17 protein-coding genes are annotated in these 20949 nt (G+C 37.9%); 9 read left to right on the top strand and 8 right to left on the bottom strand.

The window, feature by feature from the left end; all coding sequences use genetic code 11:
- Nucleotides 1-462: 462 nt before the first annotated feature.
- Both DU508_RS22060 and pepT read right to left on the bottom strand, forming a co-directional pair.
- Nucleotides 463-1329 carry an aldose 1-epimerase family protein gene (locus tag DU508_RS22060; protein WP_115404833.1) on the bottom strand — a complete coding sequence of 289 codons (867 nt, stop codon included), beginning with the start codon at nt 1327-1329 and terminating at the stop codon, nt 463-465.
- A gap of 154 nt (nt 1330-1483) precedes the next feature.
- The gene (gene pepT, locus DU508_RS22065; protein WP_115404834.1) at nt 1484-2737 is read right to left on the bottom strand and encodes a peptidase T; all 1254 of its coding nucleotides are present in this window, start codon (nt 2735-2737) and stop codon (nt 1484-1486) included.
- A gap of 59 nt (nt 2738-2796) precedes the next feature.
- Here pepT and DU508_RS22070 point away from each other — a divergent pair, with 59 nt between their 5' ends.
- From DU508_RS22070 to DU508_RS22080, 3 genes are all read left to right on the top strand, one after another.
- The gene (locus DU508_RS22070; protein WP_115404835.1) at nt 2797-3528 is read left to right on the top strand and encodes a hypothetical protein; all 732 of its coding nucleotides are present in this window, start codon (nt 2797-2799) and stop codon (nt 3526-3528) included.
- Between the two features lie 83 nt (nt 3529-3611).
- The gene (locus DU508_RS22075; protein ID WP_115404836.1) at nt 3612-5303 is read left to right on the top strand and encodes a M14 family metallopeptidase; all 1692 of its coding nucleotides are present in this window, start codon (nt 3612-3614) and stop codon (nt 5301-5303) included.
- A 4-nt stretch (nt 5304-5307) separates the two neighbouring features.
- Entirely contained in the window at nt 5308-5922 is a 615-nt protein-coding gene (locus tag DU508_RS22080) for a rhomboid family intramembrane serine protease (RefSeq protein WP_115404837.1), read from the top strand.
- Here the strand turns inward: DU508_RS22080 and DU508_RS22085 are convergent.
- Together DU508_RS22085 and DU508_RS22090 are read right to left on the bottom strand one after the other, a co-directional pair.
- A complete protein-coding gene (locus tag DU508_RS22085; protein WP_199562766.1) occupies nt 5905-6870 on the bottom strand; it encodes a hypothetical protein in 966 nt (321 codons plus the stop codon). The genes DU508_RS22080 and DU508_RS22085 overlap by 18 nt on opposite strands.
- A 194-nt stretch (nt 6871-7064) precedes the next feature.
- The gene (locus tag DU508_RS22090; protein ID WP_115404876.1) at nt 7065-8201 is read right to left on the bottom strand and encodes a hypothetical protein; all 1137 of its coding nucleotides are present in this window, start codon (nt 8199-8201) and stop codon (nt 7065-7067) included.
- A gap of 156 nt (nt 8202-8357) precedes the next feature.
- Here DU508_RS22090 and DU508_RS22095 point away from each other — a divergent pair, with 156 nt between their 5' ends.
- On the top strand, nt 8358-9389 hold the full coding sequence (locus tag DU508_RS22095) for a dipeptide epimerase (protein ID WP_115404839.1): 1032 nt from the start codon (nt 8358-8360) through the stop codon (nt 9387-9389).
- Here the strand turns inward: DU508_RS22095 and DU508_RS24170 are convergent.
- Both DU508_RS24170 and DU508_RS22105 read right to left on the bottom strand, forming a co-directional pair.
- A complete protein-coding gene (locus DU508_RS24170; RefSeq protein ID WP_115404840.1) occupies nt 9367-9564 on the bottom strand; it encodes a DUF6358 family protein in 198 nt (65 codons plus the stop codon). The two genes, DU508_RS22095 and DU508_RS24170, sit on opposite strands and share 23 nt — an antisense overlap.
- A 132-nt stretch (nt 9565-9696) precedes the next feature.
- On the bottom strand, nt 9697-10014 hold the full coding sequence (locus tag DU508_RS22105) for a rhodanese-like domain-containing protein (RefSeq protein ID WP_115404841.1): 318 nt from the start codon (nt 10012-10014) through the stop codon (nt 9697-9699).
- 230 nt (nt 10015-10244) lie between these two features.
- On the opposite strand from DU508_RS22105, the gene DU508_RS22110 reads away from it, so the two are divergent.
- The 3 genes from DU508_RS22110 (at nt 10245) to DU508_RS22120 (ending at nt 14741) form a co-directional block, all read left to right on the top strand.
- On the top strand, nt 10245-11369 hold the full coding sequence (locus tag DU508_RS22110) for a DUF4407 domain-containing protein (protein WP_115404842.1): 1125 nt from the start codon (nt 10245-10247) through the stop codon (nt 11367-11369).
- A gap of 130 nt (nt 11370-11499) precedes the next feature.
- Entirely contained in the window at nt 11500-13332 is a 1833-nt protein-coding gene (locus DU508_RS22115) for a M61 family metallopeptidase (protein ID WP_115404843.1), read from the top strand.
- Nucleotides 13333-13433: 101 nt separating this feature from the next.
- Nucleotides 13434-14741, top strand: coding sequence for a M20/M25/M40 family metallo-hydrolase (locus DU508_RS22120; RefSeq protein WP_115404877.1), 1308 nt, complete (start codon nt 13434-13436; stop codon nt 14739-14741).
- 907 nt (nt 14742-15648) lie between these two features.
- Here DU508_RS22120 and DU508_RS22125 read toward each other — a convergent pair.
- Nucleotides 15649-16350 (bottom strand): hypothetical protein, encoded by a 702-nt coding sequence (locus DU508_RS22125; protein WP_115404844.1) that lies wholly within the window; start codon nt 16348-16350, stop codon nt 15649-15651.
- Nucleotides 16351-16593: 243 nt separating this feature from the next.
- On the opposite strand from DU508_RS22125, the gene DU508_RS22130 reads away from it, so the two are divergent.
- On the top strand, nt 16594-17049 hold the full coding sequence (locus tag DU508_RS22130; RefSeq protein ID WP_115404845.1) for a ferritin-like domain-containing protein: 456 nt from the start codon (nt 16594-16596) through the stop codon (nt 17047-17049).
- 86 nt (nt 17050-17135) lie between these two features.
- On the opposite strand, the gene cphA is transcribed toward DU508_RS22130, so the two are convergent.
- Nucleotides 17136-19751: a cyanophycin synthetase gene (gene cphA, locus DU508_RS22135; protein WP_115404846.1), complete on the bottom strand. Its 2616-nt coding sequence runs from the start codon at nt 19749-19751 to the stop codon at nt 17136-17138.
- 297 nt (nt 19752-20048) lie between these two features.
- On the opposite strand from cphA, the gene DU508_RS22140 reads away from it, so the two are divergent.
- A complete protein-coding gene (locus tag DU508_RS22140) occupies nt 20049-20924 on the top strand; it encodes a cyanophycinase (protein WP_115404847.1) in 876 nt (291 codons plus the stop codon).
- The last annotated feature ends 25 nt before the right edge of the window (nt 20925-20949 follow it).

The raw sequence follows: 20949 nt of genomic DNA on the forward strand, positions 1-20949 counted from the left end.
CTAACAGAAACCATTGCCGTTCACAGGGAGAGGTTTTGGAACTTGCCGTCGTTCTTACATGGTTAACAGTTTTTTGTTTTTTACCACCTGAGACACCTTAGAAAACCTGAGGCAGATGTGGAAAAACTTAGGTGCTTTTTACCTCTCCCTATCAATGGCAGTAGTGGAACTCATTTTGGTACTGTCCCTCTCCTTGAAGAGAGGGAGTTGCCAGGTTGTGGTTTTAACCCTTTGTGAAAGTCATCCCTTAAAGTTTAAAGTGTTGGCTTTCAGGTAAGCTTTGTTCCCTCTCTTCAAGGAGAGGGATTTCATTGTCCTAACAGAAACCATTGCCGTTCACAGGGAGAGGTTTTGGAACTTGCTGTCGTTTTTGCATGGTTAACAGTTTTTTGTTTTTTACCACCTGAGACACCTTAGAAAACCTGAGGCAGATGTGGAAAAACTTAGGTGTTTTCAGGTGTCTTAAAAACATTCCACTTCCCAAAAACGTTCCCAATTATTGCCTGGATTCAGTGTGATGATTCCTTCCTTATGTGCTAAGTTCTGGTCGTGGTTTACACCATCCGCAACACCGCACCAGGGTTCGAGGCAAACAAACGGAGCATCTACAGCGGCCCAAATCCCGAAAAATGGAAAATCTTCAAAATGAAAGTGCAAACCATAATCATTTTTATCATTCAACAAGCTGATGCAATTGCTTTGTAAGGTTTTGAAAACCAAAGCATCATTATAGAACAAATCGTGGTTGAGGTTGAGTTTGTGTCCGTCAAGCTCGATTATCTTGGTTTCGTTTGCCACTAAGCCGTCATCCAATGTCCAATAAGTTAGCTTGTCATCCGTATTGAAGGCAAGATAATAATCTTCGTAAGCAGTATTAGGCGTATTGGGAACAGCGAATGCAGGGTGAGCGCCTATAGAAAATAACATTTCATCATTACCCGTATTAATTACTTCGTATGTTAAATTTAACTTACGATCTATGAGCTTATACTTCAGTTTTAATTCAAAATAAAACGGATAAACTTTTAAGGTTTCATCACTTTGTGTTAAAGTAAAAACAACTTCTGTTTCATTAACTTTTTCAAAACTGAAAACATGATCACGGGCAAATCCGTGCCGTGGTAATTTATAGTTTTCTCCCTGATAATTAAAGCTTTCATTTTTTAAAGAACCAACAATTGGAAAGAGTACCGGACTATGTTTTGCCCAATATTCAGGATCACCATTCCATAAATATTCTATTTGCGTTTCTTTACTGTATAAGCTTTGAAGTTCTGCTCCTTTGGCAGTCAGGCTGGCTTTTAAATAATCGTTTTCGAGGGTTATCATTACACATTAAAAGTAATAAATTAACGGGGCTTTAGAAACAATTTTCATTAAATTTGATTGGTTGCCTCTGCAAGGATTTTCAGTTAATCTTTTTGTTTCAGGTACGGGTTGACTCTTTTCAGAAATCAAGAGTCAGTTAAGACTCCTGACTGCGCTATCCTTTCTCTTCCCAGATGCAGGCGATGTTAATAATGGTTTGAACCGCTTTCTCCATATCCTGCACGCTTACCCACTCTTGTTTACTGTGAAAAGCATGTTCACCCGCAAAAATATTAGGACATGGTAATCCCATGTATGATAGTCTTGAACCATCTGTTCCTCCACGAATACTTTGTTGTTTGGCCACTACTCCGGCTCTTTCAATGGCTTCAATGCCATACTGAACAATTTTTGGATGCCGATCCAATACTTGTTTCATGTTTCGGTATTGTGCATTGATTTTTAACGAATAGCTAGAACCCGGATATTTTTTCATGATGCTTTTAACGGTTTCTTCCAAAAATTTACCATGATCAGCTAATTTTTCATCTGTAAAATCTCTGATGATAAATTGTGCTTCAGCTTGTTCCACTTGGCCTGTAATACTTACGGGATGAATAAAACCTTCTTTTTGGTCAGTCATTTCCGGTGTTAATTTATCCTTTGGCAAAGCGCTGATCACATCAGAAAGTATTTTAATTGCACTTTCCATTTTACCTTTGGCAAACCCCGGATGTGTACTCACTCCATTGATGATTAAAGTTGCTCCATCTGCAGAAAAGGTTTCATCTTCAATGGAACCTAATGTTTCGCCATCTACGGTATAGCCAAAATCAGCACCTAACTTTTTAAGATCAACCCGATCCACGCCTCGTCCAATTTCCTCATCAGGGGTAAAAAGAATTTTTATGGTACCGTGCTTTACCTCAGGGTTTTTCATCAGAAAATCAGCAGCTTCCATAATTTCTGCAAGTCCGGCTTTGTTGTCTGCACCCAATAAAGTGGTTCCGCTTGCCGTGATAATATCGTTACCAATTTGGTGTTTTAAGTCTGCGTGATCAGACATTTTCAGCACAATATTGTGATCATCCGGCAAAATTAAATCCTGTCCTTGATAATTGTCATGAATAATCGGTTTCACATTTTCGCCACTGCAATCCGGAGAGGTGTCCATGTGCGAGCAGAAAAAGATTACGGGTATATTTTTATCCGTTGTTGAAGGAATTGTTCCATAAACATAACCGTTTATGTCCATTTCTGCATCAGAAATGCCCATTTCCAGCAATTCCCGAACCAATTCTTTTCCTAAATTCTTTTGCTTCTCAGTTGATGGACAGCTATTGGAATTCGGATCAGATTGTGTATCTATTTTAGCATATTTTATAAATCTGTGCGCTAAAGACTTGTTAAAGTTGGTATACTTACTCATAATTCAAAGGTAAAAATTATAGATTTTCAATAAACATATTATTTTTGTAAAAAAACGATATGACTTTTAGCCTTCTTAAAACTGCATCCCTAACTGTTTTATTCTCGTTTCTGGTTACATTTTCATTTGCACAATCAAATTATTTTGAATGGTCTTGGGCGCTGGGTGGCGGAGCTAATTTTTCTAAAACGGATGTTGTGGAAGGGAATTGGGGTTATACCACTTATGGTGAAATTAATTTTCATTTTACGCCTTTTATAACAGGAGGAATTGAGGCACAATACGGAATGGTTCAGGGCGGAGATATTGTTACTGACCCTCATAACAGACAATTTGTAAATAAATATACCAGCGCTACTGCCAACCTTAAACTTTACCTGGGTGAATTTGTTCAATATGAGAGAAAGCCTGTATTAGATGCATTAAAAGGGCTTTATGCAGGTGTTGGCATAGGTGTGATCAATAATAATATAACCGATATTGTTCGCTATAAGCCGAGTTGGGCTACTATTGATCCTGGTTATGGGCCTTTTCCGGGGAAAGATAAAAGCTTAAACTTACTGGTGCCGATTAATTTGGGTTTTAATTATTATATTAATGATGGCTACGGATATGTTCGTTATGTAATCAACTTCAATGCGCAAAGTAACTTTACCTTTGGCGAGGGTTTAGATGGCTATAATGACCCATCTACAAAATTTAAAAACTACAATCCTGATACTTTTAATGTTTACAGCATTGGTGTGAAATACTTTTTCGGAGGAATAAGAGCATACCGTAAGTTTTTTTAAATCATAAATCGTCTTCTTATTTAAACTTGGTGTACATGAGAAATTTCTATGTTTTTTGTTTTCTATTCTTAACCTTTCAGACAATGGCACAAAAAACACCCTTCGAGAGTAGTGGTAAAAATAAAACAACCACTTATAATGAGGCAATTTCTTACTACGAAAACATAGCAAAAACCTACCCTCAGGCCAAGTTATTTACTTATGGCAGTACCGATTTTGGAAAGCCACTTCATCTTTTGGTTTTATCAAGGGACAGGGTTTTTGATCCGATTGCGATCAGAAAAAATAATAAAAGAATTTTACTCATCAACAACGGTATTCATCCGGGAGAACCCGAAGGAATTGATGCTTCAATGATGCTTGCGCGGGATTTACTGAAAACCGATCAACTTCCGAAAGATGTGGTCATTTGCATCATTCCGGTATATAATATCGATGGTAGCTTCAACCGGACTTCAACATCAAGGGCAAATCAAAACGGACCAATTGCTTATGGTTTTCGTGGTAACAGCAAAAATCTGGATTTGAACCGTGACTTCATTAAAACCGATTCAAAAAATTCAGCTGCGTTTCAATTGATTTTTAACAGCTGGCAACCAGAGGTTTTTGTAGACACACACACCAGCAACGGTGCCGATTATCAGTACGTGATGACACTTATCCCAACGCAAAAAGATAAGTTAAACAGTATTTTGTCAGCCTATTTAACTAAAACCCTGGTGCCAGATTTATATACAGAAATGGAGAAAAAAGGATATCCTATGATTCCTTATGTCAATTCATTTGGCGAAATACCGGAAACAGGGATAGCTGGTTTTATTGAATCTCCACGTTACTCAACAGGTTATGTTGCGCTGCACAACACCATTGGCTTTATGCCCGAAACGCACATGTTAAAATCATACGATTTAAGGGTAGATGCAACTTATAAATTATTGCAAACCTACATAAATGTGGTACAACGGGATGCTAAAATCATTGGCGAAAATAAGCGCAAAGCCGATGAGTTTGTAGCTGCTCAAAAAGAATTTCTGTTAGAGTGGAAACTAAATAAAACGTTGGCGAATGATTTATCTTTTAAAGGATACGAATCTGGTCATAAAGCGAGCGAGGTTAGCGGTGCTGACCGGTTGTTTTATGACAGGAGCAAGCCTTTTACCAAAACCATTAAAGAGTGGAATAACTATGAACCTGCCACATCGGTTCAAAAACCCGTTGCTTATATTATTCCAAAAGCATGGGATAGGATAATTGACTTACTTAAGCTTAACAACGTTCGGGTTGATGAATTGAAATCCGATGTGAAGGTTCCTGTGGAAAGCTATTATATAACTGATTTTAAAACTTCCGCAAAACCATACGAAGGGCATTACCTGCATTCGGCGGTTAAGATAAGCCCGGTTCATCATACTTTGCAGTATTATGCCGGGGATGCTGTGGTTTACGTGAATCAAAAAACAAATCGATTCATTGTAGAGACTTTAGAGCCACAAGCTACTGATTCTTATTTCAACTGGAATTTTTTCGATTCTATTTTAGATATGAAAGAACATTATTCTGCTTATATTTTTGAAGATACCGCTGCAGAGTTGTTAAAGAATAATCCAGAATTAAAAAATAAATTGGCGGCTAAAAAGGCTGCAGATGCAGACTTTGCAAAGAATGGTGCCGCTCAACTTGATTTTGTCTATAAAAATTCTGATTATTACGAGAAAACCCATAACCGATATCCGGTGGCCCGTTTGGTAACAGATGTAAAGCTCGATCTAAAATAACAAAATGGAATACTTAAATACCGCTCCTGTAGCATCTATCATCTTCGTTTTCACAGTAGTAACCAGTCTTTATGCCTTTTACGATCATAGCATTTACGGCAAGTTCATGTTGCATCCATTTAGTGTAGCAAAAGGTCAGAATGTGTATACCTTGATTACAAGTGGCTTAATCCATGCCGATTGGATGCACCTGTTCTTTAACATGTTTACCTTTTATGCTTTTGCCTTTACTTTAGAGCAATTAATGGGAAGCTGGCAGTTTGGGCTGTTGTATTTTTTAGCCCTGATATTAAGCGATCTGCCCACGTTGTTCAGGCATAAGAACGATTTCCACTATAATAGTTTGGGTGCTTCTGGAGCGATTAGTGCGGTGCTTTTTAGTTATATTCTTTTTAAGCCGATGTCAAAACTTTACATCATGTTTATTCCTATTGGCATCCCTGCAGTTGCATTTGGTGGTTTATATCTGATCTATTGTGCGTATGCTTCTAAAAATTCAAGAGACAATATCAATCATGATGCCCACTTTTTTGGTGCGCTAACAGGATTGATTTTTACTGTAATTTTCGTTCCTGGAATTATTCCGCATTTTATTTCGATTTTAACCGGCGGCAGGTAAACATGGTTTTTCAAAGAAACTCATCGGGCGGTCCGGATCTTTGATAATCTCAAACTTGACATAACCCCAGGGTTTCCAGAAATTTTCTAACACCTGAGCATAAATTTTGTGCTGCCAAACATCAAACAATGGCTTGCTCATGTTCCCGCGAAGCGGCATGGCTTCTATGTAGGTTGTGCCTTCTACCGGCATAAAGGTATATTCCGGTAAGCGGTTAAAAAGATAAGCAGAATAGTAGAAACGAGCTGTTAATTCTTCAAACTGCTCAGCGGTTAAAGCTTTGTCTTTTATCTCGTTCAGGATTTCCTGATGATAACGTTTATTGGTTCCATTATCCTGTAAACAGGCAATAAAGCCAAAATCTTTCATTTTTAAAGAGAACGTAAGCGTATTAATCTCATCCCGAAAACTGAATGGTGTTTCTTTGTTTTCGAGTTTTACAACAGTGATGGACCATGGCGTAAAATCTTCAAATTCAATGCTGGTATATAAATTCTGCATCATGAAATTCAGGTTCGCAAATTTCATCATTAATGATTGCGACATGTTCAGGCCATCAGCAGTCATCTCTTTTCGTAATGCAGCATTCATTTCAATATATACGAAACCATACAGGAATTTTCCAATCCAATTGAATAGTTCCAGTTCAGGTAATGCGGCAACGGCATCATGACCCTTTGCAAAAGCGGTTTCAATTTTTTCTTCTAACGGATTTAAAAATTGTTCATTGATTTCACTATTTACAGGGATAACCAGGGTGTTGTAAGAGCGAATGCTTTCATCTAAAAACTGGATCTGCTCTTCTCCGGTTAAGCCAGCCTGCTCCAGTAGCCATTTGGGAATTAACGGAACCTGTACTACAGGAGAGTTAAATGTATTGCCGCTTAGAAAGCATTTTTTATATAAAAAATCGAAGTTTTTGAAAGGATTGTATAAGCCAGTGTTCATTGCTGCAATATTAGGTATTATATTTTTACAGCTTGTTAACGATGTTTTATTTTAACGTTGGGATTACAACAGCATGTGTTTATTAAAATGATCGTCATTGAGAGGCACGAAGCAATCTTTTATGCAAAACAGATTGCTTCGTGCCTCGCAATGACGTTAAAGACAGTTCTTGCTTTAATCTGCGAGAGATGCTCTTAATAATTATTATAAAAATAACTGATGTTATCTACCAGCTGGGTATAAATAGGTTTGGTAAATTCTAAAAATAAAGCATCCGGAGGTGGAGGCAACACCTCTTTTCTTCTTGTCATGGCCAACTGATTTTTATCCAGTGCCCTTTCATCGCCGTTAAAGCTAGCCCAGCTATCTCTCCAAACATAGGTGCCGGGAAATTTTTGCTGGCGAACGATCTTTTTGCTTTGCCAATCCATAATGCTCATGTCCAATAAACCAGATGATGAGATGTTTTTCTCAAAAATGCTTAAAGTAGCCTTAACAGTTCCGTAAACAGGTTTACGATCGCGGGTTTCGCCAACGATAACGCTATCACGTTTCAGCTTTTCAACCCGCTCTTTCACGTAAGTTTGTCCAACCACAAAATCATCAAAATTTAAGCTTAAAACCTGATCAGGAACAATTTTCTGCTTAGTTGCCTGCTCCTCGCCATAAAAAATCACAAACTTGTTTCTGGCATAACTGCTGATGAACTGATCGATTTGTTGCTGAAAATAATCAGCGCTCAATTTATAAGGACTTCTGTTTAACATGATCGGTTGAACCACCACTTTGGTTACTGCTGCCCAATAAGCATCTTCCATTTTCGCTTTTACATCCTTATAGTTAGGCTGTAAATTCTGCACTTTTTCGAATTCATAATAAGCTTTTTTAGCGGATAGGCGATTGTTTGAATTCAGATAGCCCATTCCTGATTCATACCTGGCTGCAGCGGCATTCAGCTTGCTCTCTGCAACTTCTTTTATATATTTTGATGGATTGGGAACCAAAGCCAAACAAGCCGGACAACTGTTAATATCATCAGCCAATTGATTGATTTTCTGGTAATCATACATAATCGATTCCCATCTGAATAAATTGTTCGACATTTTAGCCTCATTGATTTTCCTTAAATGATCTTGTAATGCCAAATCATAAGCTGTTTTTAAAACCTGCATGGCTTCGCTGTTTTTGGGCGAGTTCTGTAATCTGCTTACTGCTTTTGCAACTGAAGCATCATAATCGCCTTTTTGCAAGGCATTTTTCCCTGTGGTACATCCTCCAATAATTATTAAGGATAAATAAATAAAATACCGTAATCTTGAAATGTTTTTCATAACAAAGCGCATTTAGTAGTCACCGGATGAATATAGCCAAATGTTTTTATTCATTCGATGACTAGATTTGTAAAGCGAGAATTAAAAGTGACCGAATGAATATAGCCATCACGGTTCATTCATCAGATGACTGATTTAGAAGTAAGACGATTAACAATGAAAATAAGTTGCAAGCAATTTGAATTAGAATTAAAACACCCTTTTTCAATATCGAAGTTTACCCGCACCAGCACGCCACTGATGCTTTTAAAAATCCAATATGAAGATTTTATTGGATATGGAGAGGCATCGATGGTTCCGTATATGGGTGAAAGTTACGAAAGCGCCAATGCTTTTTTAAGTCTGGTAGATTGGAGCAAGATTCAATATCCGTTCAACTTTCAGGAAATCATTGCTTATTTAGATCGCCTTGCTCCAGGGCAGCCTGCCATAAAAGCCGCCATTGATATTGCTTTAAATGATATTCAGGGAAAGATGCTAAACAAACCGTGTTATGAAATTTATGGTGCTGATCCAGCGCTGATGCCGGTAACTTCTTACACCATCGGCATTGATACCCCTGAAGTGATCCGTGAAAAACTGAAAGATGCTGAAAAATTTAAGGTGATCAAAGTGAAGCTGGGAAGAGATAACGATCAGGAAATCATTGAAACCATTCGTAGTATGACCGATGTTCCGTTATATGTAGATGCAAATCAAGGCTGGAGCGATAGAATCAAAGCGATTGATTTAATTTATTGGCTGCATAATCAAGGTGTGGTTTTGATTGAGCAACCAATGGATAAAATGGATTTGGATGGCAATGCGTGGCTAACAGAACGGAGTCCGGTTCCTCTGCTGGCTGATGAGGCTGTACAGCGTTTGGCAGATATGGACAAGCTGAAAGGTGCATATCACGGCATTAATGTAAAACTGATGAAAAGCTGCGGAATGTATGAAGGCCATCAAATGATTTTGAAAGCCCGTTCTTTCGGGATGAAAGTATTAATTGGCTGCATGAGTGAAACCAGTTGTGCAACCTTAGCTGCGGCTGCTTTGGCACCGCTTTGCAACTGGGCAGATTTAGATGGACCGTGGTTAACCAAGAATAATCCTTTTGCCGATCCGGTTTTTGAAGATGGAAAATATATTTTGAAAAAACGATCAGGTTTAGGTTTGGAAGGCGTTACTTCTGATCTTTTTCTTTAAAGGTTTTCCGGATATCTTTCATGAGCTGATATTTGAAATAAACCAGGCAAGCAGCAACACCTACCAGAAATCCGCCAGGAAGAGGCTTATGGTTGTTATAACACCAAACTATTCCACAAATAGACAAAATAATGGCAAGATTGTAAAAGATATTTAAAGCGAATTTTTTACCCACGGTGTAATAATTGAATGAGTGAATGATAGAATAACGTGAGCGTAAAAATAATTATTGCATGAGTGAATGAATTTTAAATGAATATTACGCCTTAACATTCACTCATTTAAAACTCATTCATTCTCTCATTTATTAGTAAACCGGCATATTTGGATCATAAGCTTCTTGCCAGGCTAAAATCCCACCTTTTAAGTTATAAAGATTATCGAAGCCATACTGAGCCTCTAATTGCATTACAGCAGCAGCACTTCTTTTTCCGCTACGGCATTGAATAATTACAGGTTTATCTTTAGCAACTTTATCAGCCTCAATTAAAATTCCACCCAATGGAATGTTTTCTCCTTCAAGGTTTGAAACCTCGTATTCGAATGTTTCGCGAACATCAATCAATTGAAAATCTTCATTATTATCAATTTTCTCTTTTAGTTCCTGTACTGATATTTCTTTCATGTTGTTATCTGTGTTTATGCAAACTTAGATAAATTGCCTTTTATATGCAATATAAATGATTGGTATATAAAAGCAATTTACCGGTCTCTCCTCCATCATTGAGAATTTATTTTTTATAACGGAAATATAGGAAAATCGGTTTTGCCTGCACCAGCAAAAAAGAAGCATATATTTTCTCAAAAATCTGTAACATATCAAACCCTTAAGCGTTTAAATATAAAGTTTTATAAATGGACAAACTAAACCGTTTCTTTTGGTTTTGCTCTGGTGCTCACATCCCAACACTGGAAAAGTATCCAACAGAACAAAATAAATATACAGGCATTGGTGCCACAATTTTCTTTACAGGCCTCTTTGCCGCCCTATCTGGTGGTTATGCAATGTATTTTGTTTTTAAAGGCGATGATTTAGCTGTGATTTTCGCCATTGTTTTTGGCTTTTTATGGGGTGCTGCCATTTTTAACATGGATAGATATATTGTGGCCAGTATCAATAAAAGCGCAAGCACCAATAAACAACTCCTGCAAGCCACGCCCCGTATTCTCCTTGCCATCATGATCGGCATGGTTATCTCCAGACCTATTGAACTGAAGATTTTTGATAAAGAAATCAAAGAACGCCTGAAAGTAAGCTATCTGAATGGTCAACGGTCAAAAATTGACACCTTAAACAAAGCCTTCGAGAATAAGTATCAGGTAGAATTTGGGCGTTTAAATCAGCAAAAAGCCACACGGGATTCGTTGGAAAAAGGAATCAAGGCAGACAGGCAAAAGCTGAATTTCGAAATCTTTGGAAATAAAACTGCTGAAACATCAGGCGTAATGGGCTATGGTCCGTACGCCAAACGAAAAGAGGCTGAAATAAAGCAGCGAGAGGCTGAACTTGACACTTTAAAAGCGAATATCAATAAATCAGAATCTTTTATAGATAAGCGGAAAGATTTCGATGGTTTGTTTACAGAGAAACTTTACACCAAAAAACAACTGGATAGTTTATCGGATATTGCAGGATTTGCAGACCGAAACTGGGCTTTAGGCCAGCTGAAGTTCAATGTTGATGGCTCTCGTGATAACAATACCGCTATTGCTGTTACTTTTATTGGCCTGCTGTTCATTTTCTTCGAGTGTTTGCCTGTTTTTGTAAAACTGATGAGCGCCCGCGGACCTTATGACTATGCCACCGCTGATGTTGATGAAGTTTCCATTTATCAATCTAAAAAAGATAAAGATTTTCATTTTGAAGTAGCCGATAATATTCATGAAACCAGGGTAGATGCTGAATCATCCAAGCGAAAGGAAATTATAAAAGGCCAGGCTTACCGCGATCTGGAAAAATACGATTGGGATAAAGATTAGCTGTAATATGGGAAATGTAGGTGGATAATTTAGCCTTGCGTTGGTGCCATTTCCATCTCTCATTTTCCCTCTTACATTTTACATTTCTTTGTTCTCTTTTTCACTAAATTGAGCCCATCAAATCTTTTTTATGAAGAAAATTCTAAGTGTTGCTTTAATCAGCATGTTGTCGCTATCTGCTTTTGCACAAAATGAAATTCGTTATGTGGTTTCATTTCCAAATGCCATCCATCATGAGGCTGAAATTGCAATGGAAATTCCAAATGTACCTGCTGGCAATTTAAAAGTGAGGATGAGCAGATCATCGCCTGGGCGTTATGCTACACATGAATTTGGCAAAAATGTGTATAATTTAAAGGCTTTTGATGCCAGCGGAAAATCATTGGTCATTAAACCGTCTGCAGGCGATGTTTATGAAATATCATCGCATGGGAATGTGGTCAAAGTAACCTATACCTTATTCGGGAATTGGATTGATGGAACTTATGCGGGTTTTGATGAAACTCATGCACACATGAATATTCCGGCTACATTTGCTTTTCCGGTAGGGATGGATGCCCGGCCGCGTTTAGTTCAGTTCAGGTATGCTGATCAGCAGAACTGGAAGGTGGCTACACAGCTAAAACCAATGGGAAATAACACTTATTATGCCTCGAACCTGCAATATTTTATGGATAGTCCTATTGAAATTGCAGATTATAAGACTTCAAGTTGGGAGGTTAAAAATAGTGATGGAAAAGCACAAACCATTCATTTAATTGCACATTCAAATGATACCCAAAAAGCTATTGATCACTATGCAGAAATGCTAAAGAAAATGGTTGACGAACATTTTGCGGTGTGGGGAGAATTTCCGGCTTATGATTACGGAAATTATTACTTTCTGGAAGATGTTTACCCCTCCAATGCAGGCGATGGAATGGAACATAGAAACTCTACATCAATTGTTCAGCGTACACCAAAAATAGAAGGTTATGAATCCAACTTGCTGGGCACCTTTTCTCATGAATATTTTCACAGCTGGAATGTAGAACGTTTGAGACCAAAAACTTTAGAGCCTTTCAATTTCGAACACTCCAATATCAGTGATGAATTATGGCTGGCAGAAGGATTTACCCAATATTATGGAGGCCTGTTGTTAACCAGAGCAGGTTTAAAAACGGTTGATAACTCGCTTCAGGCATTTAACGGAATGGTAAACGCGGTATTAAACTCACCCGGAGCAAAGAATTTTTCGCCAATTGAAGCAAGTCGGTATGCTGTTTTTGCAGATGCCGGTGTAGCGATTGATCAAACCAATAAAGGCAATATCTTTCTTTCCTATTATACTTATGGTGCAGCTACAGCTTTAGCCCTTGATCTTCGTTTGCGTTCGGAATTTAAGCTTACGCTTGATGATTATATGCGGGCGCTTTGGAAAACTTATGGTAAGCCTGAAATTCCTTATGTCGTTTCAGATTTGGAAAAAACTTTGGGTGAACTGACTAAAAATCCATCTTTCGCTAAAGATTTTTTTAAAAAGTATATTTACGGAACAGAAAAAAACGATTATGCCAAACTCCTGTTAAATGCAGGTTTGGTTTTGCGCAAAGCGAATCCTGGCCAGGCTTATACAGGCTTTGGGAACATGAGTGTTTCAGATGGAAAAGTAACCTTACCGCAAACGTTGCAGGGAACGCCAGCTTATCAAGCCGGTTTAGATGTTGGAGATGTGTTGCTTACCATTGATTGGCAGGAAGTGAACGATTTAGCGGGTGTTGAGAAGGTTATAAATGCACATAAACCTGGCGATGTGATTGCCATTACCTATCTTTATCGTGGCCTGCAAAAATCAACCAAATTAACTTTGGCAGAAAACCCGGTTTTGGAAATCATATCCATAGAAAAAACAGGCGGTACTTTAACCCAGGCCATGCAAACTTTTAGAGATAATTGGTTAAACTCACAGATAAAAACTAAATAAGAACTAATAATTAGAACATGAAACCATCATGATTTTTCAAACTACACAGTGGTATGAATAAATCTGATAGCTTCATCACAATTAAAAACAAATTTATACGGATGAAAAAAATATTGCTCGCAGCGCTTGTTGGGATAACTGGTTTACAGGTCAACGCCCAAAATATTGATAAAATTATCACAAGAGAATACACCGATCATTTAATTAAAACTTTAAGTGCCGATGAAATGCAGGGACGCGCCACATTTTCGCCTGGCATTGATAAGGCTGCTACTTTTATTGAATCAGAATTTAAGAAAATCGGATTGCAACCACTAACCGGAGAGAAAGGGTTTCGCCAAACGTTTTATAAATATCAGGTGGCCAATTTGAGTAAATCCATTAAAATTGATGGAAAAGAAATTTCTGCAGATAACCTGATTTTATCAGGCGTAAATGCTGAAAATATCAGTTTAAATAAATCAAATACCAGCGTTGTAAAACTCGATCCCGATCAACCTTTCGTCAATCAGTTTAGAACAATGTTGTCGGCGGGTAAAAATCAGCTGGTATTGGTTGATGCGAAGTTTACAGAGAATTTTAAGCGTTATAAAACTTACTTTGATAAACCAGCAACTCTGGATGAAAAAAGCATGGATGCCGGTGCATCAGCAGTTCAGTTTTTTGTACTGGGCACTGATGTTGCAGAAGATTTCAATGTTGATTTAAAGAGTAAGGTTTCAAAAATGCCATTGTTCAACGTGGCGGGGATAATTCCGGGAAAATCAAAAGCGAAAGAACTGGTTGTTTTTTCGGGTCATTATGATCATTTAGGTGTGGTTAAAGCTGTTGATGGTGACAGCATTGCCAACGGAGCCGATGATGATGCATCGGGAACTACAGCAATGATTGCGTTGGCTAAATACTATAAGGCGCAGAAAAACAATGAACGCACCTTAATTTTTGTGGCTTTTACCGCTGAAGAAATCGGTGGTTTCGGCGCTAAGTATTTTTCTGAAAAATTAAACCCTGATGATGTTGTGGCCATGTTTAATATCGAAATGATCGGTAAGGATTCTAAATTCGGAAAGAATAGTGCTTTTATTACAGGTTTTGATAAATCAGATTTTGGAAAAATTCTACAAAAAAATTTAGCAGGAACAGAATTTACTTTCCATCCTGATCCCTATATCAAAGAGAACCTGTTCTACAGAAGCGATAACGCAACTTTGGCGGCGTTGGGCGTACCTGCCCATACTATTAGTACAGATCAAATTGATGTAGATAAATTTTATCACACCGTAAAAGATGAATACAGCACCCTGGATGTGGAGAATATATTGTCGACAATTAAAGCAATTGCGAAAAGTGCAACTTCAATTGTTAATGGAACCGATACACCAACAAGGATTCCGAAATTGAAACAATAGGATTACGGTGATTAGTGGGCGTTATTTGACACCTATAGGGTCACATTTCTGTCAGAGACGATGAAATATATAAGCCACAGATTCGCAGATTTTTCATCTTGAGCATAGTCGAAGAAATCTGCGAATCTGTGGCGCTCTTTTTTATCGGTTGACCAACCGGGTAATTGGAGCATAAAGATATTATCCTTAGTCATTAATGCACCGAGCCAATCGGAACATTTCAATCGAATAAATCACATTGGGCATGGATCGTTAATTTCGGTTGGTGTGACACAACCGGTAGGGTCACATTTCTGTCAGAGACGATGAAATAAATAAGCCACGGATTCGCAGATTTTTCATCTTGAGCATAGTCGAAGAAATCTGCGAATCTGTGGCTCTCTTTTTTATCGGTTGACCAACCGATGGGGGTAATTGGAGTATAAAGACATTCCTTAGTCGTTAATGCACCAAGCCAATCGGAACATTTACAATCGAATAAATCACATGGGCATGGATCGTTAATTTCGGTTGGTGTGACACAACCGGTAGGGTCACATTTCTGTCAGAGACGATGAAATATATAAGCCACAGATTCGCAGATTTTTCATCTTGAGCATAGTCGAAGAAACCTGCGAATCTGTGGCGCTCTTTTTATCGGTTGACCAACTGGGGTAATTGGAGCATAAAGATATTATCCTTAGTCATTAATGCACCGAGCCGATCGGAACATCTCAATCGAATAAATCACATTGGGCATGGATCGTTAATTTCGGTTGGTGTGACACAACCGATAGGGGCACATTTCTGTCAGAGACGATGAAATATATAAGCCACAGATTCGCAGATTTTCATCTTGAGCATAGTCAAAGAAAATCTGCGAATCTGTGGCGCTCTTATATTTTTACCATAATCATTTTTTAATTCATCAAGTTGTTTTGGGTGCGCCACCGAACAAGGAGATAGGTCTTTTAGAATGATCCAGGTAAATATAATTAAGCATACAGAATGCAGCTACTGCTCCAAAAGTATGCCATAAGAAATGTGTACCAACTTGTAATATCTCCCACTTATCGGCTATGCGAAATGTTAAAGCAAAAATAAAAGCCATAAGCGCAAAACCAACCCACTTTCCATTTTTCCAGTTGGTTTTGAGCAAATAACCAAACAAAGGGAACAGTACCAGGGCAGCCATAAAAGCATAATTAATGTTGATGAAAATCTGGAAATCGCCGTTAGAAAAAAGTTGCCTGATGTAAAACTGAAAGAAAGCATAAATCACCACTATAAAAACAGCAAAATACCATTTTGTTAATTTCGCCAGAAAATAAACACCGGCAGAGAGACAAAGTAACATAATTGGCATCCAATCCATCATGATAAAGATAGGCCAGCGCCTAAAAGTATGATAAGTTGTTCCTCCAATGCCCCCAATATAAAGTAACACCAAGGCAATACTCAAAAATGTATGTTGTTTAAATTTGCCCCATACCTTAAAAGTCCAGTAAATAGCAATAACTAAAAATACGCCACTTGTAATGGCGTTTAAAGGCTCAGGAAATAGATTGTTTAAATTGGTTTCAGTATAAACAGTGCCACCATCTGGTGGAGTCTGAAAAAAAACGCTCATATTTTTAACAATATTTGATGAAATTGAAAGTTTGCAATCTGCATTTATAAAATCAAAAATTCAGATAAATCGTTCTATTTCTGCGTAAAAAAAATGCGACTAACTAAACAACGTTTTATTGTGTCGGGCTACAAAAGGATAACTTCATTTACCATTACCCGAAGGAATTCCTTTTTTAAAAAAATGACAAACCTTTTGTTGTTGCTTATGTTGAACTACTAAACATCAAAATCTATAAAAAACATGAAAACTACAACAGAAACAGCAGAGGTATTGAATGACCTCGTTCAAATTAACAACGACCGTATTGAAGGTTATGAAAAGGCCCGCAAAGAATTAAAAGACGGTGATGCTGATCTAAGATCTTTATTCTTAAATATGATTGAGGAAAGTCAGAAATATAAAATGGCTTTGGCTACAGAAGTTTCTGCACTGGGAGAAGACATTGAAACTGGAACCACAAATTCGGGCAAAATTTACAGAGCCTGGATGGATGTTAAAGCTTTGTTTACAGGTAACGATCGTCAAACAGTATTAAATAATTGTGAGTTTGGAGAAGATGCAGCACAAAATGCATATAAAATGGCGCTTGAAGAAGAAAGCCTTCCATCACATATAAGAGAGCTCATTTCTGATCAGAAAGCATCATTAAGAATATCTCATGACGAAATTAAAAGATTACGCGACGCTCAAGCGTAAGTTAGCTTTAGTCGAAAGAGAAGCGGTTAACCTTTTGGTCAACCGCTTTTTATTTACAAACAGTTCTTATCTATGGGTGAACTGAATTACGATTCTAACTCTTTATCCAGGTGTTCTGTAACACGTTGAATCGTATTATCAATCGTATTGCTCAAAATAGTAAGGTAAGAGCCTTTTTTAGCATGATTTATTGCATCCTGTAAACATTCACTGCTGTTATTATTGATGATGATTTCTTTGTCAGGATCTATTTCTTTAATTCCCTTTACCAGTAGATCGACCAGTTCTTGTTGCTCTCTGCCACGCAAATATTTCTCCTGACAGATATAAATTTTATTGAACATTTGCGCTGCGATTCTCGCTGTTTCAATGATATCTTCATCTCTTCTATCCCCTGTTCCGGAAATTATTCCAACATGTTCAGTTGATTCCACACTTTGCAAATAAGCTTTTACACCGTTAAATCCATCCGGATTATGCGCAAAATCTACCAACACTTTAAAGTCTTTAAATCTGAAAACATTCATTCTTCCAGGCGTGTGTGCTGCCGAAGGGATAAAAGTTTCTAAAGATAAACGGATGTCCTCTGGCTTATAACCCCATAAATAAGCTGCTAATGTTGCTGCTAAAACATTTTGGATCATGAAATTTACAGCGCCTCCAAAGGTTAACGGAATGTGGGTGGCTTTATCAACTCTCAATTTCCAATCGCCTGTTTTAATCGTGATAAATCCATTTTCGTAAATAGCAGCGATGCCACCTTTACGGCAATGCTCTTTAATTACCGGATTATTTTCATCCATACTAAAGTAAGCCACATTACAGCGTGCATCCCGGGCAATTTTTACACAATAACCATTATCGGCATTCAGAACTGCCCAGCCTTTTCTGCGAACTGCGCCGATAACCACGGCTTTAACTCTGGTTAAATCATCAAGGTTATGTATATCAGAAATGCCTAAATGATCTTCCTGGATATTGGTTACCACACCGATATCGCATGCACCAAAGCCAAGCCCTGCTCTAAGAATTCCACCACGGGCTGTTTCTAAAACAGCAAACTCTACAGTAGGGTCTTTCAAAATAAACTCAGCACTTACCGGCCCGGTGGTATCACCTTTCATCAACATGGTGTTATGAACATACACCCCATCGCTGGTTGTATATCCCACACGTTTACCATTACTTCTAATAATATGTGCGATTAAACGCGTTGTTGTTGTTTTTCCATTTGTTCCGGTTACCGCAATAATTGGAATTTGAGATAATTTTCCCTGCGGATAAAGCATGTCAATAACAGATGCAGCTACGTTTCGCGGCAAACCTTCACTCGGAGCCAAATGCATTCTAAAACCCGGAGCAGCATTTACTTCTAAAACAACACCTCCGTTTTCTGTAAGTGGTTGTGTGAGGTTTTGTGCCATAATATCAATCCCACAAATATCAAGTCCAATTACCCGTGAAATTCTTTCACAAATAAAAATATTTTGTGGGTGTACAATATCGGTAACATCAATTGATGTTCCTCCGGTGCTTAAATTGGCGGTCGATTTTAAATAAATAATTTCGCCTTTTTCAGGTACGGTGTCCAGAGTGTATTCTTTCTTCGCAAGCAAATCCAGCGTATCACGATCAACAGCAATTTCTGTTAACACATTTTCATGCCCATAGCCACGGCGGGGATCTTCATTCTCTTTATCAATTAACTCCTGGATAGTATGTATGCCATTTCCCTTAACGTGCGCCGGATCACGTTGTGCAGCAGCCACCACTTTATGATCAATTACCAGAACGCGAAAATCATATCCGGTAATAAATTTTTCGATAATCACTCTGCGGGAGTATGTTTTAGCATATTCGAAAGCCGCTTTTGCAGCCTCCATTGTTTTAACATTTATGGTTGCCCCTTTACCATGATTGCCATCTAAAGGCTTAAAAACCAATGGAAAGCCCACTTTTTTAACTGATGCTTCTAGATCATCAGGATTGGAAATGGTTACACCAGATGCCACAGGTATTGCAGCTTCAGTTAATAATCGTTTTGTTTCTTCTTTATTGCTGGCAATATCAACCGCTATGCTGCTGGTTTTTTCTGTCATCGTTGCCCTAAAACGAACCTGATTTTTACCATATCCCAACTGAACCAAAGAACTTTTATTCAACCTGATCCAGGGAATGTTTCTACTAACGGCTTCCTGAACGATAGAGCCTGTACTTGGCCCGAGGGCTTCGAGTTCACGAATTTCTTTCATTCTGCGGATATCGTGCTCCAAATCGTATTCTTCATTATCAATTAGCGCCTGCGCAATTCTTACCGCAGCCTCAGCGGCATAAACGCCAACTTTCTCTTCCAGGTAACTGAATACTACATTATAAATACCTTCGGTTTTGGTTTGCCTTGTTCTGCCAAAACCTGTTTCCATGCCGGCAATAGTTTGGATTTCAAGGGCAATATGCTCAATTACATGTCCCATCCACGTACCTTCTTTTACCCGTGTAAAAAAGCCACCTTCTACACCTTTTGAGCAACGATGGGTAAACATGCTTGGCAGTAATTTTTCAATACGTTCACTAAATCCTTCAATTGTATTGGTTGGCCTTTGTTCTAATTCTTCCAAATCCAAACGCATTTGAATGAGTTTCTTGCGACTTATCGACCAAATATTTGGCCCTCTTAATACTTGTATGTTTGATATCTTCATGTAATGTTCTGTCGTTTTTTTAAATTAACCAAGGCTGGGATGGTCTTTTTTAAATCAATTTTTAAAGGATGAAATTGATGATTGTAAAATATACATTTATTTTGAAAATCAGTGTCACAAATAGCTAAATCAATTTAAAGAAACATTTGTTTTGTTTTTTTAGATAAGAACAATAGAATTTATTAATAATTATTTCAACGATTGTTAATAATTACGTAATTATTGACAAAAAAAGTCGTGTTTTTTATCTTAAGCTGATATATTTGGGTTTTTTGATAAAGTAATAACACATAAAGAATGGTTCCGAAAGGCAAACTCATCATCATAGGTGGAGCAATAAACACTGGCAGCTTTGCTGAAACGCAATTTGGGCTGCCAGAAAACATGAATTTTTTTGAACGTGGAATTTTAAAAAGAATTACAACGGAATCTATAAAAGATACAGAATCCCGTTTCGAAATTATCACAACAGCTTCCTTAATGCCAGAAAAAGTTGGTGAAGAGTATATTAAAGCCTATGCACAGTTAGATGTTCATAATGTTGGCGTTTTAAACGTTACCAACCGCGAAGAGGCTAATTCAGAAGAGAACTGCGAGCGGATTAAAGCTGCGGAAGTCATTATATTTACTGGCGGAGATCAACTGCGTCTTTCTTCAATTTTTGGCGGAACCAAGATTCATCAAATTCTTCTAGAGAAATACAAAAATGAAGCTGTAGTGATTGCCGGTACATCTGCCGGTGCTGCTGCAAGTTCAAAAAACATGATATACCAGGGCAGCAGTAAAGATGCTTTGCTTAAAGGTGAAGTTAAAATAACAGGTGGATTAGGTTTTATTGATGATGTTATTGTTGACACACACTTTGTTCAACGTGGTAGAATCGGTCGATTACTTTACGCGGCCGCAAGTAATCCGGGTATTTTAGGCATTGGTTTAGGTGAAGATACCGGTCTTTTTATTTCAGACGGACACACAATGGAAGCAATAGGGTCTGGTATGGTTATTTTAGTGGATGGAAGACAAATGGCAGACACCAATTTAACCGATGTGGAAATGGGCCAACCTGTTTCGATCAAAAATATGGTTGTACATGTCATGTGCGATGGTGATGTTTATGATTTAGCCAACCATAGCCTGGTTATTCATCATCCAAAAGTTGTTCCAATAGGATAAAATCAGTTTTCAGTTCTAATGCTGT

Source organism: Pedobacter chinensis (assembly GCF_003339865.1).
In the GTDB taxonomy this organism is placed as follows: Bacteria; Bacteroidota; Bacteroidia; order Sphingobacteriales; family Sphingobacteriaceae; genus Pedobacter; species Pedobacter chinensis.

Excerpts from the sequence above, each read along its gene's own strand:
- DU508_RS22060 (WP_115404833.1), bottom strand. The coding sequence starts at position 1,329 with ATGATAACCCTCGAAAACGATTATTTAAAAGCCAGCCTGACTGCCAAA.
- pepT (WP_115404834.1), bottom strand. The coding sequence starts at position 2,737 with ATGAGTAAGTATACCAACTTTAACAAGTCTTTAGCGCACAGATTTATA.
- DU508_RS22070 (WP_115404835.1), top strand. The coding sequence starts at position 2,797 with ATGACTTTTAGCCTTCTTAAAACTGCATCCCTAACTGTTTTATTCTCG.
- DU508_RS22075 (WP_115404836.1), top strand. The coding sequence starts at position 3,612 with ATGGCACAAAAAACACCCTTCGAGAGTAGTGGTAAAAATAAAACAACC.
- DU508_RS22080 (WP_115404837.1), top strand. The coding sequence starts at position 5,308 with ATGGAATACTTAAATACCGCTCCTGTAGCATCTATCATCTTCGTTTTC.
- DU508_RS22085 (WP_199562766.1), bottom strand. The coding sequence starts at position 6,870 with ATGAACACTGGCTTATACAATCCTTTCAAAAACTTCGATTTTTTATAT.
- DU508_RS22090 (WP_115404876.1), bottom strand. The coding sequence starts at position 8,201 with ATGAAAAACATTTCAAGATTACGGTATTTTATTTATTTATCCTTAATA.
- DU508_RS22095 (WP_115404839.1), top strand. The coding sequence starts at position 8,358 with ATGAAAATAAGTTGCAAGCAATTTGAATTAGAATTAAAACACCCTTTT.
- DU508_RS22105 (WP_115404841.1), bottom strand. The coding sequence starts at position 10,014 with ATGAAAGAAATATCAGTACAGGAACTAAAAGAGAAAATTGATAATAAT.
- DU508_RS22110 (WP_115404842.1), top strand. The coding sequence starts at position 10,245 with ATGGACAAACTAAACCGTTTCTTTTGGTTTTGCTCTGGTGCTCACATC.
- DU508_RS22115 (WP_115404843.1), top strand. The coding sequence starts at position 11,500 with ATGAAGAAAATTCTAAGTGTTGCTTTAATCAGCATGTTGTCGCTATCT.
- DU508_RS22120 (WP_115404877.1), top strand. The coding sequence starts at position 13,434 with ATGAAAAAAATATTGCTCGCAGCGCTTGTTGGGATAACTGGTTTACAG.
- DU508_RS22125 (WP_115404844.1), bottom strand. The coding sequence starts at position 16,350 with ATGAGCGTTTTTTTTCAGACTCCACCAGATGGTGGCACTGTTTATACT.
- DU508_RS22130 (WP_115404845.1), top strand. The coding sequence starts at position 16,594 with ATGAAAACTACAACAGAAACAGCAGAGGTATTGAATGACCTCGTTCAA.
- cphA (WP_115404846.1), bottom strand. The coding sequence starts at position 19,751 with ATGAAGATATCAAACATACAAGTATTAAGAGGGCCAAATATTTGGTCG.
- DU508_RS22140 (WP_115404847.1), top strand. The coding sequence starts at position 20,049 with ATGGTTCCGAAAGGCAAACTCATCATCATAGGTGGAGCAATAAACACT.